The sequence below is a fragment of the Pseudomonas sp. HPB0071 genome (assembly GCF_000478505.2).
In the GTDB taxonomy this organism is placed as follows: Bacteria; Pseudomonadota; Gammaproteobacteria; order Pseudomonadales; family Pseudomonadaceae; genus Chryseomonas; species Chryseomonas luteola.
On the sequence record NZ_KI517367.1, the window covers coordinates 1,441,215 to 1,457,205 of the forward strand.

A 15,991-nucleotide genomic window follows, 5' to 3' on the forward strand; every position below is an offset into this window, starting at 1 on the left:
GGCAGGGTGTGGTGTCAGACCACAGCCAAGCCATGCACGGGTAATCATCTAATAGAAAAGCGTCAGACTTCTTTCTTTTGCGTAGCCATGCCAGAGCCCAGATCAGCCCCCGTCAGAGGGTTGCTGGCCGGATCGGACGCTGTGCGCTTGACCATCTGCTCGACCACTTTCATGTCTTTGGCAGGCAGATTGACAGTAGCCAAGCCATCACCGCCATCAACAGCAGGTTGCGGGCTTTCTACGTATTCCCACTCGCCACCCTGGTTCCAAGGACCACGCATATCGCCTTCGCCCTGGGACATACTGAAGTACACGTTGGCGAATTCCGGCTTGCCTGGCAGCTTGCCCTGAGGGAAGTTGGGCTGCATGGAGTGCAGAGCTTTCTCGAAGGACTTCTGGTGAGCGATTTCGCGCGTCATCAGGAACTGTAAGGCATCTTTCACGCCTACGTCGTCAGTGAGGTTGATCAGGCGCTCATACACAATCTTCGCACGCGCTTCGGCGGCGATGTTGGAACGCAGGTCAGCAGTCGGCTCAGTGATGGTATCGATATAAGCTGCTGTCCACGGTACACCTGCAGAGTTGGTGAGCGGTGCGCCACCACCGTACAGAACCGATGTAATGTGAGAATCGTTACCCGCTCCGGTGATGCTACGGTACAACTCAGCTTCTTCTTCGATGCCTTCGGCCAGTTGGCCTTTGTTGCCCTTGTTCAACATACCGACGATGGAGCCAATGATTTCCAGGTGGCTAAGCTCTTCGGTCGCGATATCCATCAGCATATCTTTACGACCTGCATCGTCTTCGGCCAGACCCTGAGTGAAATAGCGCATCGCAGCCGCGAGTTCGCCTTGAGGACCGCCAAACTGCTCAAGCATTAGATTGGCCAGGCCCGGGTTGGGACCAGCTACACGAACGGTATACTGAAGTCGTTTGTTATGAACGAACATACAGCTCTCCTATCCAGATTTAATCACGCTGTCCTTATCCCACTACTTCCCTTTTGGTTTTGATGACACCAATGGTGTAGGAGCCTGCTTAACGACGTCATGTACAGGCTCTGTAGAAGTGGAGGCAGTTTGGCTCCAGATAGTTCAGAGTAGGCGACCGTTATCTTGAATGCTTTTATCTATCAAGCTAATTAGAAAGTCTTATTGAGTAAACGCAGCGAAGCGGCTTTAGGTCAGTGTTTTCGGAGCCTGCAAGGCGTTTCCATGTCGTTACAAGCAGGCTTTAAATGGCGCTTTTCATCCTTTAACTCTCTCTGCCGCTGGTCGGCTGAAAATCTTTTCCTGCCTCGTGGCTTACTCGTTCGAAAACAGACCTATCAGTCACTGATTGAGACAAATCTTTCACGGCTTCTTCTATTGCTGCTCCGTCTATGACTTCATCTGCCTCACCGCTCACCTTGAGAAATACGTGTCCGCTTCACCTCTCTTTTTTCACTTGCCCTACTCTAAGCCAAACCTCTCCAGATACTAATGCGACGCGCCAGAAAGCCCAGATGGCTACCTCTAAAACATTGTGCCGTGAAAACACAAACTAACGTTTCATATGAAGGAACGAAGCTGCAAACCTGAAGGCAGATTTTAGACGTTACGATTGCCAGCGAATCCTTCACTCTTTATAAGGTCCAAGCGCTTTTTGCTTCCAACCCATGAGGACGACCATGAAACGAATGACAGGGATAGCCATGACGCTGGCACTGATAAGCAGCCTGGCGCAAGGGGCGTTTGCTGCTGATGGAGATGAGCCCATCAAGGCGTTGGGTATTGGATCCAAGACCTGCCGTGACCTGCTCAGTACCTGGAGCGCTGACAAGCCGTATGCCAGTGAGTGGGTGTCGGGTTATTTCACCTTCTTCAATGAGTCCACCCGCAGTGGAATCAAGAATATTTCAGAAGGCATGGATGACGGCCTGCGCATGCAGTGGATCAGTGACTATTGCCGCAAGCGTCCGATCGATACGCTTCAGGATGCCACCGAGGCGCTGGGCAAGGAGCTGGTGGATTATCGCCAGCGCATGAACCAGTAAGCCGCCCTTCTCATGAAGCGCTCTGGCGGGTGCTTCATGGGTAAAACTGCTTGACTCGCCAGCAGCATCAGCCGACGCTCAACGTTTTCCTTTTTCTGGAGCCATCATGTCGGCCTCTGTTGAGCATCTTGCCCCGGCTGCAGTTTTTCGTCATTTCGCAGCACTTTCCGCTATTCCCCGCCCCTCTTTCCACGAGCAGGCTGTTGCCGATCACCTGATGGCATTTGCCGATCGCCATGGCCTGCAGGCCGAACGTGATGCCTTGGATAACGTCATTATCCGCAAGCCAGGTAGCGCTGGTTATGAAGATGCGCCTGTAACCATCCTGCAGGGGCATACCGATATGGTGTGCGAGAAGAACGAAGGCAACCCCATCGACTTCAACCGCGACCCTATCTCGCTGCGTATCGAAGGCGACTTGCTCAAGGCTGATGGCACTACCCTGGGCGCCGATAACGGCATTGCCGTGGCGTTCATGCTGGCATTGCTGGAAAGCCGCGACATTCCGCACCCTCCACTAGAGGCTATTTTCACGTCCCAGGAAGAGGTAGGCCTCAGAGGAGCCTCAAAACTTGATACATCCAGCCTGAAGGGTCGCTTGTTTCTTAATATCGATAGCGAAGAAGAGGGGCTGCTATTTACCAGCTGCTCGGGTGGCAATCGCAGCGATATGCGTCTTCCGATCCAGTGGAGCGACGTTCCTGCCGGCTCAAGAGCCATGAAGCTGCACGTACGCGGCCTTAAAGGGGGACATTCAGGCCTGGATATTCATACGCCACGTGGTAATGCGATTCTGTTATTGGGGCGCATCCTGAGTGATCTGCTGGCAAGACACGATGTCCGCGTTGCGCATGTACAGGGAGGCTCGGGCAAAAGTAATGCGATACCCCGCCGCGCTGAAGTCACGCTGCTTATCTCTCCAGACAACATCGACGCTTTCGACGCCACCTTGAAGACATGGTACGAACGGCTTTCACAGGAATACGTGACGGCCGACCCCGGCCTTGAACTCGCACTAGAAGCCGCGTCCATGCCGGAGCGCTGCTTTGCCAAAACCACGACCACGGCCCTTAGTGAGGCCTTGATCCTGATGCCCCAAGGTGTTCAACGCATGAGCCCGGACATAGCCGGCCTTGTAGAAACTTCCACCAATCTGGGCACGCTGGATATCGTAGGCGACGAGATAAGCCTTGGCAGTGCCAGCCGCAGTTCGCAGCCCTCACAAATGGAGGCGACCGTTGCCAAGCTCGAAGCTCTGGCACGTGTGATCGGTGCACGCTTCGAACTGCATGATGGTTATCCTGCCTGGCCCTTCCGGCCGGAATCTCCGTTACGCGATCTGTTTGTTGAACGTTTCACCACTCAATATGGCCGTGCTCCTGAAGTGGCAGGAATCCATGCGGGACTGGAGTGCGGTGTGTTCAGCGCCAAGCTGCAGGATGTTGATATGATCTCGTTCGGCCCGGACATCCGTAACGCACACTCGCCCGATGAATGCTTGAGCATTTCGTCTACCGAGCGTACATGGACGCTTTTCCTTGATCTAGTAGCGCATATCAAGCCGGGCTTCAAGGTTTCCTGACGCCCGTTGAGCCTGACCACGTATCATGGTGCCTGGCTTATTGCAGGCACCATGACATATATCAATACCTCTGCCTCACAACCTCATTAGGCTACAGCCATCGATTCGTGCCTTTGCGGCGATATCAGCGCGGTAGTCTATGCTTCTAGCAAGCCCTCCGCCGAAGGGCGCTGCTATCGTTAACACTAGCCTGATGACAACAGGGCCGCCTTTTGCAGCGGCCTGAGAATACGGTAGGAAGCCTTATGAGCCAGCCTTTATCACCTGAAACCATTGCCATTATCAAATCGACGGCGCCTGTCATCCAGGAGCATGGCGTTGCTATTACGACCCGCATGTACGAGCGCCTGTTTGTCGATCCAGAGATAAAGGCACTGTTCGACGAAGCCGCCCACAAGTCGGGCGAACAACCCAGACGCCTGGCTGCCGCCATCCTGGCCTTTGCCAAGAACGTGGACCATCTGGAAGCGATTCAGGGTGCAGTGGACAAGATCTGCGCCCGGCACGTAGCCACACACGTCAAGGCCGAACACTACCCTGCAGTTGCCAATGCCCTGCTACCAGCCATCAAGGATGTACTGGGTGATGCGGCCACTGACGAGATCCTGAATGCCTGGGGCGAAGCCTATTGGTTCCTGGCAGATATCATGATCAACCGTGAGAAAACGCTGTACGGCGAAGCCTGCTAACAGGCAGGCTCCAGCAAAAGGCCCGCGCTTGGCGGGCCTTTATTTTAGTGGACGTGCGGGCTCATATCGTCCGGGCCGTGATTTGCTCTCTCTGTAACAGGAGGCTCAGCCAGCAGGTGGGTCCCTACGCTTGCATCTAAAACCTCATGCTCCATGGTCTTTTCCTCTTCGCTCAACTGCTTGGCAGAGACAGGACTTTCCCTTCGTAGTTGATCAAGCTCATGAATAATGGGATCGAGCTGTGTACGAGGGTTACGGAACCAGTCCACTGACCAGATTCGGCGGATCCGCCAGCCCAATTGCTCCAGGACGCTTTGACGCAACCGGTCCCGGTCCCGCGCGGACTTGGCTGAGTGGTAAGCAGCCCCATCACATTCGATCCCCATCAGGTAACGCCCTGGCTGTTCAGGATCACGCACGGCCAGATCGATGAAAAAGCCTGCCACACCAACCTGCGGCTCACAGGTGTAACCGTGGCGAGACAAGGCGTCCATGACGGCAATCTCGAAGTCGCTGTCCGGGGCGCGTGCGGTTTCTTCCACGCGCGGCAGATACCCCGTCTCGGCATAGTGCAGGAAGTTACGCAGCGCGTGTACGCCACGACTCGACGTACCGGTAACGAGTACATCCGATGCCGTGAACGACGTGAAAATGTGCATACGCTTCTTGGAGCGAGTGAACAAGACGTTCAGCCGTCGCCAACCCGAGTCGCTGTTGATCGGGCCAAAGCGCTGGGGCACCTTTCCACCTGCCTCCATGGGGCCGTAGGTGAACGAGATGAAAATGACGTCTCGCTCATCCCCCTGCACGTTTTCCAGGTTCTTGACGAACAGCGGCTCGGCCAGTCCCGCATTACGCTCCCAGGCATGCTGAAGCTCCGGGTTCTGCTTGGCGCGCAGCTCCAGTAGGCGCTCGATTTGGTCAGACTGCTTGACGTTCATCGCAACCACGCCCAGGGACTCCTGTGGGCGATTGAGCAGGTGATGCTCAATCGCTGCCACAACTGCCTCGGCTTCCTCTACGTTGCGCTGCTCGACGAAACGGCCGTTGCCGATACGCTCAAACTTGACGCCAAACTCAGCCGACTCGCGATGCGGTGAGGGATAGACCACCAGGTTACCGTCATAGAAGGCCGCGTTGGAAAACGCAATCAGGCTTTCATGCCGCGAGCGGTAGTGCCAGCGCAGGCGGCGCAGCCGGAACAAGGGCATGGCCGCATCCAGGATACTTTCGGAATCCTGAGCGAGGGACAGGTCTTCATCTTCTGCATCGTCTCCCGTTCCCTGGCGTGCAAAGAAGTTGGTGGGCGGCAGCTGTTTCGGATCACCGACCACCACGAGCTGACGACCGCGGGCAATGCTGCCCAAGGACTCTTCGGGACGCATCTGCGAGGCTTCGTCCATTACCACCAGATCAAACTCCACTTCGCCCGCGGGCAGGTATTGCGCTACCGCCATCGGACTCATCATGAAGCAGGGCTTGAGTGCCTGCAGCGCCTTGACGGCACGCTGCATGAGACTGCGAATAGGCTGATGGCTGCGCTGTTTGCTGGCTTCGTGTTCCAGCAGCGCCAGTTCGGTACGCTCCTTCACCTTGCCGGAGTTGTTGCCGGCAGGCACTTCTACCTGATCGATGTCGTACGCCACCTCGTCGCGCTGAATCTGCTTGAGCGCCTGGTCGATTTCGGCAAAGCGCGCTCGAATAGCCTCCTGCTCCTTACCGGAAAACTGCCCCAGTGCTGGATTATCCTCCAGGATCTGGCAGGCCCAGCGGTCCAGCAAGCCCAGCAGGCAGCCATCGGCGCATTGATTTGCCGTCAGACGCTGCCGTTCGATGGCCACAACGGTAGACTCGAAACCAAGGTCAGCCAGCCGGCTACGTAGTCGACGGTATTCGAACCAGTGATCGAGCAGGTCTTCACGTTCGGACGCCCGGCGCAACCGTGCTTCCAGCGCCTCGAATGTCGGCTCCGTAACAGCCTGCCACCACTCGTCAGGCTCGATTTCTCCTCGCACCAGAAAGGCGTCCAGACGGTCTTCCCAGGCTGCCATGCCCTGCTGAATGACCGCAGCCTGCTCTTGCCACTCTTGGATCAGGCGTTCGGCGCCGTCCGCGTCCTCTTCGGCCAGACGTGCCATCAGATCACGCCCAACAGACAACGCCAGCAATGGCCGGGCAAGCTCGACGGTATGACGCCAGGTGTTAAGGGTGGCGCGGGCGCTTGAGGCTTGCTCCAGGGTCGGTAGCTCGCGGCCTTCCAGCACAGCCGCAAGCTGCTGGTCCTGACGCAGCTGGGCAGCGCTTTGCTGCCATGCCTCCAGGGTTTTGATCTGTGCCTGCAACCCATTGAGCGTTGGATTCTGCTCCCGAACATAGGGCAGCATCGCCTTGAGCGCCCCACCCACGCTCTTGAGCAGGCGGACCAGCACACCGTCAGCGGCCAGCAGCGGCTGTGTGCGCAGATCATGAGCATCAAAGGTAAACAGGGTTTCGAGGTCCTGCCTTAAATCCTCTACTTCTCCCAGATAGGCCAGCAGTGTATCGGCCTCACCCTGTAACGCGGCGATGTCCGCAGCGTCTGCCTTGGTCAGGTAATCCGCAATCCATACCTTGACACCAAAGCCGCGCCCGCAGGTTTCACGGACCTGACGATACCAAGCGCGCAGACGTAAGAGATCATCAACTTCTGTTTCTAGCCCTTTGAACAGTGGCCCCAGCTTTTGGGCATAGCCGGTATTCTGCGCCAGCGCCGTGCTTTCACGCTGAAACGCGACGGCCTCCACCAGCGCGTCGATGCCTTCGCCCAGCTTCACACCGGGCCGTATCAGCGTCAGCAGTTCTGCCTTGGCCGCTCGCCACTCGCCCTTGAACCAGCGCAGCAGAGACGCATCGGACAGCACGCGATGCAGATCCTCCAGACGCTGGCTATCGGGCAGGCGGCTGAACGAAAACACCTTGGACAGATGCTCACGCTGACGGCGCAGTTCGGGCAGCTGATCCGCGAGCTTGGAGAGTAGGATATCGAGCGCCTCGTCTTCATAGCTTCGCTGACGCGCCTCGACCAACTCGGCCGGCAGTGCCTGCGCCAGGAGAAGCAACGTACCCAGCTGCTCCAGTCCCTCCCGGTCGCTTATCCACTCGCCTGCCGCGCCCTGCTCTTGCAAGTGTTGCACGGCCGTATTGACCTGAGCAGCTGCCTGCATCAGGTCGCGGGTTCGCTTCATGAGGTCCAGCGCCTGTGACAGGTCCAGCTCTCCTTCCACATGCAACCGTAGCGCAGCGCAAGCCCGGTTAAGCAGCTGGCAGATATCGGCGGAACGAATGGCGTCAGGCTTGAAACGGCGCGCTAGGGCTTCCTGCCCCTTGAGCAAGGCATCGAACCGCTCCAGCCAGTCACCCAATGCTGTACAGGATGATTCATCCAGCAAGGGCAGCAATGTCCAATCCTCGTCGCCTTGCGGGAGGATCAACGCGGGAAGGCGCTCCGCCAGATCAGCCAGTGCCTGGGGCGTGAACTGCGCGAGCGCCGGTGCCCCCATCCGTTCGGCCAGTGGAGCCCTGAGCGCAGCAAAGCGGGTCAGCGCTTGCCGGGCATGCTCAAGCGACGACATAAGGCCTTCCCGCTCGGTGCCGGTCAAACGGGTGAGGCGGCAGCCAAACCAGGGATGGGTTTCCAGCCGTCCCGGCTCGCCAGCTTCCTGTGCAGTCTTGCGGTAGTAGGTGGCGTAAAAGTTGGCTTGCTCTTCCAGCTGCACACGCGAAACAGGCAAGTCATACACAGGATGCAGTTCGGAAGGCGCCACAGGCAGGCTCTCACGCAAACGGGTCGCCTGCATGAGAATCTGATGCGCCGTCATGCCAACCTGCTCGTAGGGAGCATGCAATTGCTCGACATAGCGGTTGAGCTGTCGCTTCAGACGTTCATAGTGCTCAATCTGAGCCTGTCGCTCCTTGGGCGAACGAAAGGTACCCCGTTTCTGGATTCGCTGGCGGATACTGGAGATCACCGCCTGCTTCTGGCTTTTATGGCTGTGCAGCTCCAGGCAGAAATCACCCAGCCCTGCCCGCTCCAGACGATTCTTGACTACTTCCAGCGCTGCGCGCTTTTCTGCCACAAACAGCACCTTCTTACCCTGAGCCATGGCCGCCGCGATCATATTGGTAATGGTCTGGGACTTGCCGGTGCCAGGGGGCCCTTCGATGACCAGGTTTTCACCCCGGATGACATCCACCAGCGCACTGTGCTGGGAGCTGTCCGCATCGTCGATCAGCGGATAATGCTCGTGCACCTCGGGCAGTTCATCAATTGCGTATTCAGCACTGAATCCAGCCTCGGCCAGAGGCTCCTTTTCATCCACCGAGGCGCCTGTCAGGCGCTGTACCAGCGGATGCGTCCCCAGCTGCCCTTCGCTCCAGCGCTCCGAATCAAGATCCAGATACATCATCAGCTTGCCGAATTCGAACAGGCCGAGCGAGGCAAACCGGCGCACCTGCCAGGCAGGTTTGGCCCTGAGGATCGTATCCTGTACCAGACGGAAATAGGCCTCGGGCGTTAGCTCTTCGGTGATGGAGGGCAACGCAATTCCAAAGTCCAGTTGCAACTTTTCCCTGAGCGACAGATTGGTCAGGATATCTTCGCCGGTGTACTGGATACGGTATTCGAAGGTCGCGGTTTCCGCGTTGAGCCTGCCTTTTTCCAGCTGCACGGGCACAAGCATGAGCGGCGCCAGACGCGTACTGTTGCTACCGGCTACAGATTCGTCCCACTCCAGAAAGCCAATGGCCAGATACAGGATATTCGCACCGCTTTCTTCCAGCGCGACCCGTGACTGGGCATGCAGAATCTGCAGGCGCGCCTCGAGCTCGGGCGGAAAATAAAGGCTCTGAATGGACTCATCCGAGTGCTTACGCTCCCGGATCTCCTCCAGCACGGGAGACTCTTCGATCAGGCCCCCTTCGTTTTCAAGCCGCAGAAGGCTGTCACCCACGACAGGCGCCTCGGCCAGTATCGGCATGGGAAGTTCATAGCTGGAAGCCATGCGCAATACAGCAGCCCACTCTTCTGCAGTAGGTAGTTTTTTAACTTCGCGCATTTGCCCCGTACAGGGGTCTTTTTCCAGAAAGCCATGCTGGAGCAGCAACGCTTGCGTAGGCTCAGGCACGGCCGCAAAGCGCATCGAGCGCTCGGAGAGCAGCATCTCGAACAACTGGTCCGGAAGCTCGTCGATCACGCGAACGAAACGCTTGCTCCGCGCATGGGAAAAATTGAGCAGCCGGTTACGGGCGCTGAGATCGAGCAGACGGCTTCGCAGCCGCTCGAGATTGGAGAGATGGCTGACGGATGAGCCTGTAGTGTCGTCCACGAACAACGTCCTCAAAACAGCAGACCGACAGCCAGGCTGTCGGTATTCAAATCAACGGTCATCAATAGATAAGTCAGTCTGTCGGTGAAAAGATGAAGAACAGAAAACACTGACCGTAATGGCGAGCGCCATACACTGTGCGCTTTAAAGCGCCTTGATCCGCAATGTATCGATAAACATCAGATACTGTACATAAATACACCTGAAAAGCACGCGATATCCGGAAAAGTTCTGCTTAAAGCATGGCAATTTCTTGGGACATGGTCGGACATGGCCTTATCCGTGTAGCCTAACGATGCATTTCTGCCTGCAACAAAGCCGTAGAGCGGCTCCAACAAGCCCTGTGCATATCACCGGTGCATAACGACTGCCATGAATAACTTGTCTGCCACCCGATTCGAATCCCTTCGCCTTGCCAACGGCCTGACCGTCATTCTGGGACAGGTGCCTCGACTCAAACGGGCCTCGGCCGCCATTCGGGTCGCCGCAGGAAGTCATGATGTGGATAGCGCATGGCCCGGGCTTGCACATTTCCTTGAGCACCTTCTTTTCCTGGGCACGCAGGCCTATCCCGCTGATGAAGGCCTGATGGCTTACGTGCAACGCCATGCCGGGCAGGTCAATGCCAGTACACGGGAACGCACCACGGACTTTTTTTTCGAGGTGCCACCTGCCGCGCTGGAAGGCGGAGTTGCCCGTCTGTGTGACATGCTCGTCCACCCGCGTCTTGCCCACGAAGATCAACGCCGCGAGCGCGAGGTTATCCATGCCGAGTTTATTGCCTGGTCAAGGGATACCCGCACGCACCGCCTGACGTGGCAGATGCACCCATTGTCGCGCCGCCATCCTGTCACAGCATTCCATGCGGGCAACCGCTACAGCCTGCTCGTGCCCAACCTGCGTTTTCAAGCAGCACTGAAAGGCTTCCACGAGCGTTTCTATCAAGCCGGACAGATGACGCTGGTCTTGGTCGGACCACAGCCCCTGAATGAACTACGCCAGCTGGCAGACCGTTACGGCGCTAGCTTCAATGCGGGGGAGCGTATCGAGCCATTATCGCCCCCTGCGCTTCTTCCTCCAGAACGCATCGCACCGGTAGAGCCTCCGGATACAGAGACGCTCAGTTTGCTGTTCGCCTTGGAAGACCTGCCCGCTGATAGTCGTGAGGCCATTGATTGTCTGTCCATCTGGACGCACACCGAACATACCGGCGGCCTGATAAGCACCTTGCGAAAGAAAGGATGGGTCAAGACGCTGACGCTGGAGCCGCTCTATCACTTCAGGCAGCAGGCGGTACTCGCTGTTGAAATAGCCTTGACCGAGGCAGGCATTAAAGCGTCATCACAGATAGCTCATGCCTTTTTCGACTGGCTGACGTTCCTGGAACGCCAGCCTGATCTGACTGAGCTACAGGCGGAGTACACGCGCCTCGCGCAGCGAACACGTGCTACCAGCGCCGCATTGCCACTGGCCCGGTCACTTCTCGACGACGGGTTGAAAGCACCGGGCCTATCAAGCGCTGGCGTGACTGCCTTGCGACACCTGCTCGGGCATTTGAAGCCTGAACACAATTTGCTTCCTGCTCCAGGCGCATGCGAGCGTCAGCAAGCGCCAGCCCTGAACTGGACGCTTCCACCGCTCAACCCATTCCTCGTGCCTGCGCAGATCGAGACGGGAGCAGATTCCGTTTCGCTACCCGCCCTTCAGAGTATTCAGGAAGCGGCTGCCGGCCTGGGTGAAGGTGCACTGTATATCCGCTGGCACTTTCTGGAACCGGCCGCGTATCAACCGGCTCTCGTCCGCACACTCAACCACGCACTAAAAGCTATCAGCCATCAGGCACGCCAGGCAGGTGTTGAGGCTTCCCTCAGCACGCTTGGCCAGCAATGGCAGCTTAGGCTGACCGGCTTGAGTGAGGCGATTCCAGCTGTACTCAATGCGCTCATCCCTATTCTCCATAGGCCCAGCCACGAAGCTTGGCAAGCCTTCAGCCAGCCGCCCGCTGAGCCGAACAGCATGCCTATCAGGCAGCTCATAAGCCGGCTCACCGATCTGATGGCGGAGCCTCCTCAGACCCAGACGGATCAGGCAGGTCAGGAAATGGAAGGCCCCACCCAGCTTGCTGGACAATGGTCTGTTGCACGGTGGGATAGCTTATCTATCGGCTTTTCGAAGATGGAGCTAAACTCGCTTCGCCATTGCTTGCTGGACTTGCCCGGAGTACCTGCACAGCGCCCCCCAGTCCCGCCGAGCCGTAGTGGTCGATGGTGGCACACCGTTCCCGGGCACTCGTCTGAACATGCCGTTCTGCTGGCCTGTCCGGCACCGCCCCATGACATCCGGCAGGAGGCCGCCTGGCGGTTCCTTGGCCACCTCGTGCAACCGCGCTTTTACCAGCGCATGCGTGTGGAGCTGCAGCTGGGGTATGCGGTATTTTCCAGTGTCCGTCAGATCGCGGGACGGTCAACGCTCGTGTTTGGCATCCAGTCTCCAACGGTGACGACCGCAGACATCCTTAATTATATCGAGGCGTTTCTTGCCCGGTTACCGACCGACATCGCTGCACTGACCCATGAGCCATTCGAGCAGCAGCAAAAGGTCCTTGCCGATCAGTTCCTACCTAGTGCACTCGACACCCGCCAGCTGGGTGAAGAGCTATGGAGCGCCCATCAGGGAGGTTATCCGCTGACCTATCTCGATGACCTTCGCAAAGCGATCCTGGCTCTACACCCTGACGACCTTCAGCACGCTCTGCATGCCTTACACAGCGCCTACCACGGCTGGACCTGTTTAGCCAACCATGTCTCGACAGAAACACATTGGCGAACCCTGTAACTATACGTCGCACCATATCAGGGTAAACTAGCTTAAGTGCGTTTCAGGATGTGTTTATCCTGAACGTATGCAAGGTATTTTGTACTAAGTAAATCGGACCTTTCCGATATCACTTTGAGGGGTATTCATTATGTGGACTAAACCTGCTTATACCGATCTGCGCATTGGCTTCGAAGTCACCATGTACTTCGCTAACCGTTGATTGCGTGATCCAGCGCCCCGGTTATCCGGGGCGTTCCTTTTCTAGCCACCTTAGAAGTGGGTCATGCCTACCGCGAGGCCTGTTCGGCGCAGCCGGACCGCCAACAGGTGCTTCTCCTGAATGTCCCTCGCCGCTCGTGACAAGTTCTAAGTTGGCCGCATTTCATAGATAAATCATGTATATCCAGATTCTTGGCTCCGCTGCAGGCGGCGGCTTTCCCCAGTGGAACTGCAACTGTCCCAACTGCCGTGGTGTTCGTGACGGCAGTCTTCGTGCGCAACCTCGCACCCAGTCGTCCATAGCCCTGTCCGATGACGGCGTAAATTGGGTGCTGTGCAACGCCTCACCGGATATCCGCGCGCAGCTGCAGAGTTTCGCCCCCATGCAGCCGGGCCGTGCGCTACGGGATACCGGCATCGGCGCGATCATTCTGCTCGATAGCCAGATCGACCACACTACCGGCCTGCTCAGCCTGCGCGAGGGCTGCCCCCACGAGGTCTGGTGTACCGATATGGTTCATCAGGATCTCACGACTGGCTTCCCGTTGTTCAACATGCTGGAACACTGGAACGGTGGCCTGCGCTGGAACCGTATCGAGCTGGAAGACAGCTTCGTTATTCCGGCATGCCCGAACCTGCGCTTCACGCCTCTACCGCTGCGTAGCGCTGCACCGCCCTATTCGCCGCACCGCTTCGATCCGCATCCCGGTGACAACATCGGGCTGATCGTTGAAGATCTGCTTACGGGCGGCAAGCTGTTCTATGCGCCAGGCCTGGGTCAGGTGGATAACGCCCTGCTGGCCAAAATGGCCGAAGCCGACTGTCTGCTGGTCGATGGAACCCTATGGGAAGACGATGAAATGCAGCGCCGTGGCGTTGGCACCCGCACCGGCCGCGAGATGGGCCATCTGGCTCAGAACGGCCCCGGCGGCATGCTTGAGGTCCTCGACCAGCTGACCTCGCCACGCAAGGTGCTCATCCACATCAACAACACCAATCCGATTCTGGATGAGGACTCGCCCGAGCGCGCAGAAGTCGAGCGACGCGGCGTCGAAGTCGCCTGGGATGGCATGAGCATCGAGCTGTGATCCGCGTGCATCCGGTCATTTTATCTACCGAGGAGGCCAGACATGCCACACGCCCTCACCCCTGAAGAGTTCGAACAGGCCCTGCGCGCCAAGGGCGCGTATTACCACATCTATCATCCCTATCACGTCGCCATGTATGAAGGCCGTGCGACACGCGAGCAGATCCAGGGTTGGGTGGCCAACCGCTTCTACTATCAGGTAAACATTCCTCTGAAAGACGCCGCCATCATGGCGAACTGTCCGGACCGCGAGATTCGCCGCGAGTGGGTTCAGCGTATTCTTGACCATGACGGTGCTCCTGGAACGGAAGGTGGAATCGAGGCTTGGCTACGCCTGGCTGAAGCAACAGGACTCGACCGTGAGCAGGTTCTCTCGCAAGAACTGGTGCTCCCTGGCGTACGCTTCGCGGTAGACGCCTACGTCAACTTTGCGCGCCGCGCCTCCTGGCAGGAAGCAGCCAGCAGCTCGTTGACCGAACTTTTTGCTCCGCAGATTCACCAATCGCGTCTGGATAGCTGGCCCCAGCATTACCCTTGGATCGACCCAGCCGGCTATGAATACTTTCGCACACGCCTTGGTCAGGCACGCCGCGATGTGGAGCATGGCCTGCACATCACCCTCCAGCACTACACCACTTATGATGCCCAGCAGCGCATGCTTGAAATCCTGCAATTCAAGCTCGATATCCTCTGGAGCATGCTGGATGCCATGAGCATGGCCTACGAGCTGAAACGGCCGCCCTACCACACCGTAACCGACCAGCGCGTCTGGCATAAAGGAATTCAACTATGAGCTTTGACCGCACCCAGGTGCCGCGCTGGCGCCCGGGCTATCGCTTCCAGTTCGAGCCCGCACAGAACGGTTTTGTCCTGCTCTATCCGGAAGGGATGATCAAGCTGAATGAAAGCGCTGCCGCCATTGGCGAACTCATAGACGGCCAGCGTGACGTGGCCGCCATCATTGATGCGTTGAACGAACGCTTCCCAGGCGTCCCGGAACTCGGTGACGATGTGGAGCAGTTCATGGAGGTTGCTCGTGCAGAGCACTGGATCCAACTCGGCTAACCTGCCTGAGCAGCCTGCGGTAGGACTGCCCTTGTGGCTCCTTGCAGAACTGACCTACCGCTGTCCCCTGCAGTGCCCCTACTGCTCCAACCCCCTGGACTTTGCGGCTCAAGGCAAGGAGCTGACCACCGAACAGTGGTTCACCGTCATGCAGCAGGCCCGGCAGATGGGCGCAGCACAGCTGGGCTTTTCCGGCGGCGAGCCTCTGGTACGCCAGGATCTGGCCGAACTGATCGGCGAGGCTCGCAGGCTGGGGTACTACACCAACCTGATCACTTCCGGCATCGGCCTTACCGAGCAGAAGATCGCTACCTTTCGCGACGCCGGGCTCGATCATATTCAGATTAGCTTTCAGGCCAGCGACGAAGAGGTAAACAACCTGCTCGCCGGTTCCAAAAAGGCCTTTGCCCAGAAGCTGGAGATGGCCCGCGCGGTAAAAGCCCATGGCTACCCCATGGTGCTCAACTTTGTCACGCATCGGCACAATATCGATAAGATCGACCGTATTATCGAGCTGTGTATCGCCTTGGAAGCGGATTTCGTCGAGCTTGCGACGTGCCAGTTCTATGGTTGGGCGCAGCTCAATCGGGTCGGCCTGTTACCCACTAAAGAGCAACTGGTACGCGCCGAACGCATCACCAACGAATACCGCGCCAAGCTCGAAGCCGAAGGCCATCCCTGCAAGCTGATCTTCGTGACGCCGGACTATTATGAAGAACGTCCCAAGGCCTGCATGAACGGTTGGGGCAGTATCTTCCTTACCGTCACGCCGGATGGTACCGCATTGCCCTGCCACGGCGCTCGCCAGCTGCCGATCCAGTTTCCGAATGTGAAGGATCATAGCCTTCAGTACATCTGGTATGACTCCTTTGGCTTCAATCATTTCCGCGGTTATGACTGGATGCCAGAACCCTGCCGCAGCTGCGATGAAAAGGAAAAGGATTTTGGTGGCTGCCGCTGCCAGGCCTTCATGCTGACCGGTGATGCCGCCAATGCTGATCCAGTGTGCAGCAAATCCCCTCATCACGACGTGATCCTCAACGCCCGTACCGAAGCGGAGCATGCCACTCAAAGCATTGAGCAGCTAAGCTTTCGTAATGAGCGGAACTCCAGGCTTATCGCCAAAGCCTGAGT

At 57.7% G+C, this 15,991-nt stretch carries 11 protein-coding genes; 9 read left to right on the forward strand and 2 right to left on the reverse strand.

The window, feature by feature from the left end:
* Positions 1–62: 62 nt before the first annotated feature.
* A complete protein-coding gene (locus HMPREF1487_RS06985; RefSeq protein WP_010795923.1) occupies positions 63–950 on the reverse strand; it encodes a manganese catalase family protein in 888 nt (295 codons plus the stop codon).
* Positions 951–1,669: 719 nt separating this feature from the next.
* Here HMPREF1487_RS06985 and HMPREF1487_RS06990 point away from each other — a divergent pair.
* From HMPREF1487_RS06990 to HMPREF1487_RS07000, 3 genes are all read left to right on the forward strand, one after another.
* On the forward strand, positions 1,670–2,035 hold the full coding sequence (locus tag HMPREF1487_RS06990; protein ID WP_010795924.1) for an HdeA/HdeB family chaperone: 366 nt from the start codon (positions 1,670–1,672) through the stop codon (positions 2,033–2,035).
* 106 nt (positions 2,036–2,141) lie between these two features.
* Positions 2,142–3,617 (forward strand): aminoacyl-histidine dipeptidase, encoded by a 1,476-nt coding sequence (locus HMPREF1487_RS06995; RefSeq protein ID WP_010795925.1) that lies wholly within the window; start codon positions 2,142–2,144, stop codon positions 3,615–3,617.
* A 245-nt stretch (positions 3,618–3,862) separates the two neighbouring features.
* A complete protein-coding gene (locus tag HMPREF1487_RS07000; RefSeq protein WP_010795926.1) occupies positions 3,863–4,306 on the forward strand; it encodes a globin domain-containing protein in 444 nt (147 codons plus the stop codon).
* Positions 4,307–4,350: 44 nt separating this feature from the next.
* Here the strand turns inward: HMPREF1487_RS07000 and hhe are convergent, their stop codons facing one another.
* Positions 4,351–9,669 carry a DUF4011 domain-containing anti-phage protein Hhe gene (hhe, locus tag HMPREF1487_RS07005; protein WP_010795927.1) on the reverse strand — a complete coding sequence of 1,773 codons (5,319 nt, stop codon included), beginning with the start codon at positions 9,667–9,669 and terminating at the stop codon, positions 4,351–4,353.
* Positions 9,670–10,041: 372 nt separating this feature from the next.
* Between hhe and pqqF the strand changes: the two genes are divergently transcribed.
* The 6 genes from pqqF (at position 10,042) to pqqE (ending at position 15,989) form a co-directional block, all read left to right on the forward strand.
* Positions 10,042–12,504 (forward strand): pyrroloquinoline quinone biosynthesis protein PqqF, encoded by a 2,463-nt coding sequence (gene pqqF, locus HMPREF1487_RS07010; RefSeq protein ID WP_010795928.1) that lies wholly within the window; start codon positions 10,042–10,044, stop codon positions 12,502–12,504.
* Between the two features lie 130 nt (positions 12,505–12,634).
* Complete coding sequence (pqqA, locus tag HMPREF1487_RS26700; RefSeq protein WP_003243383.1) at positions 12,635–12,706, forward strand: pyrroloquinoline quinone precursor peptide PqqA; 72 nt, start codon at positions 12,635–12,637, stop codon at positions 12,704–12,706.
* Positions 12,707–12,881: 175 nt separating this feature from the next.
* Positions 12,882–13,793 carry a pyrroloquinoline quinone biosynthesis protein PqqB gene (pqqB, locus tag HMPREF1487_RS07015; protein ID WP_010795929.1) on the forward strand — a complete coding sequence of 304 codons (912 nt, stop codon included), beginning with the start codon at positions 12,882–12,884 and terminating at the stop codon, positions 13,791–13,793.
* Positions 13,794–13,835: 42 nt separating this feature from the next.
* Positions 13,836–14,585, forward strand: a complete 750-nt coding sequence (gene pqqC, locus HMPREF1487_RS07020) for a pyrroloquinoline-quinone synthase PqqC (RefSeq protein WP_010795930.1) — start codon at positions 13,836–13,838, stop codon at positions 14,583–14,585.
* The gene (gene pqqD, locus HMPREF1487_RS07025; protein WP_010795931.1) at positions 14,582–14,857 is read left to right on the forward strand and encodes a pyrroloquinoline quinone biosynthesis peptide chaperone PqqD; all 276 of its coding nucleotides are present in this window, start codon (positions 14,582–14,584) and stop codon (positions 14,855–14,857) included. The genes pqqC and pqqD overlap by 4 nt, the downstream gene beginning before the upstream one ends.
* Positions 14,829–15,989 carry a pyrroloquinoline quinone biosynthesis protein PqqE gene (gene pqqE, locus HMPREF1487_RS07030; RefSeq protein ID WP_010795932.1) on the forward strand — a complete coding sequence of 387 codons (1,161 nt, stop codon included), beginning with the start codon at positions 14,829–14,831 and terminating at the stop codon, positions 15,987–15,989. Before pqqD ends, pqqE begins: the two co-directional genes overlap by 29 nt.
* The last annotated feature ends 2 nt before the right edge of the window (positions 15,990–15,991 follow it).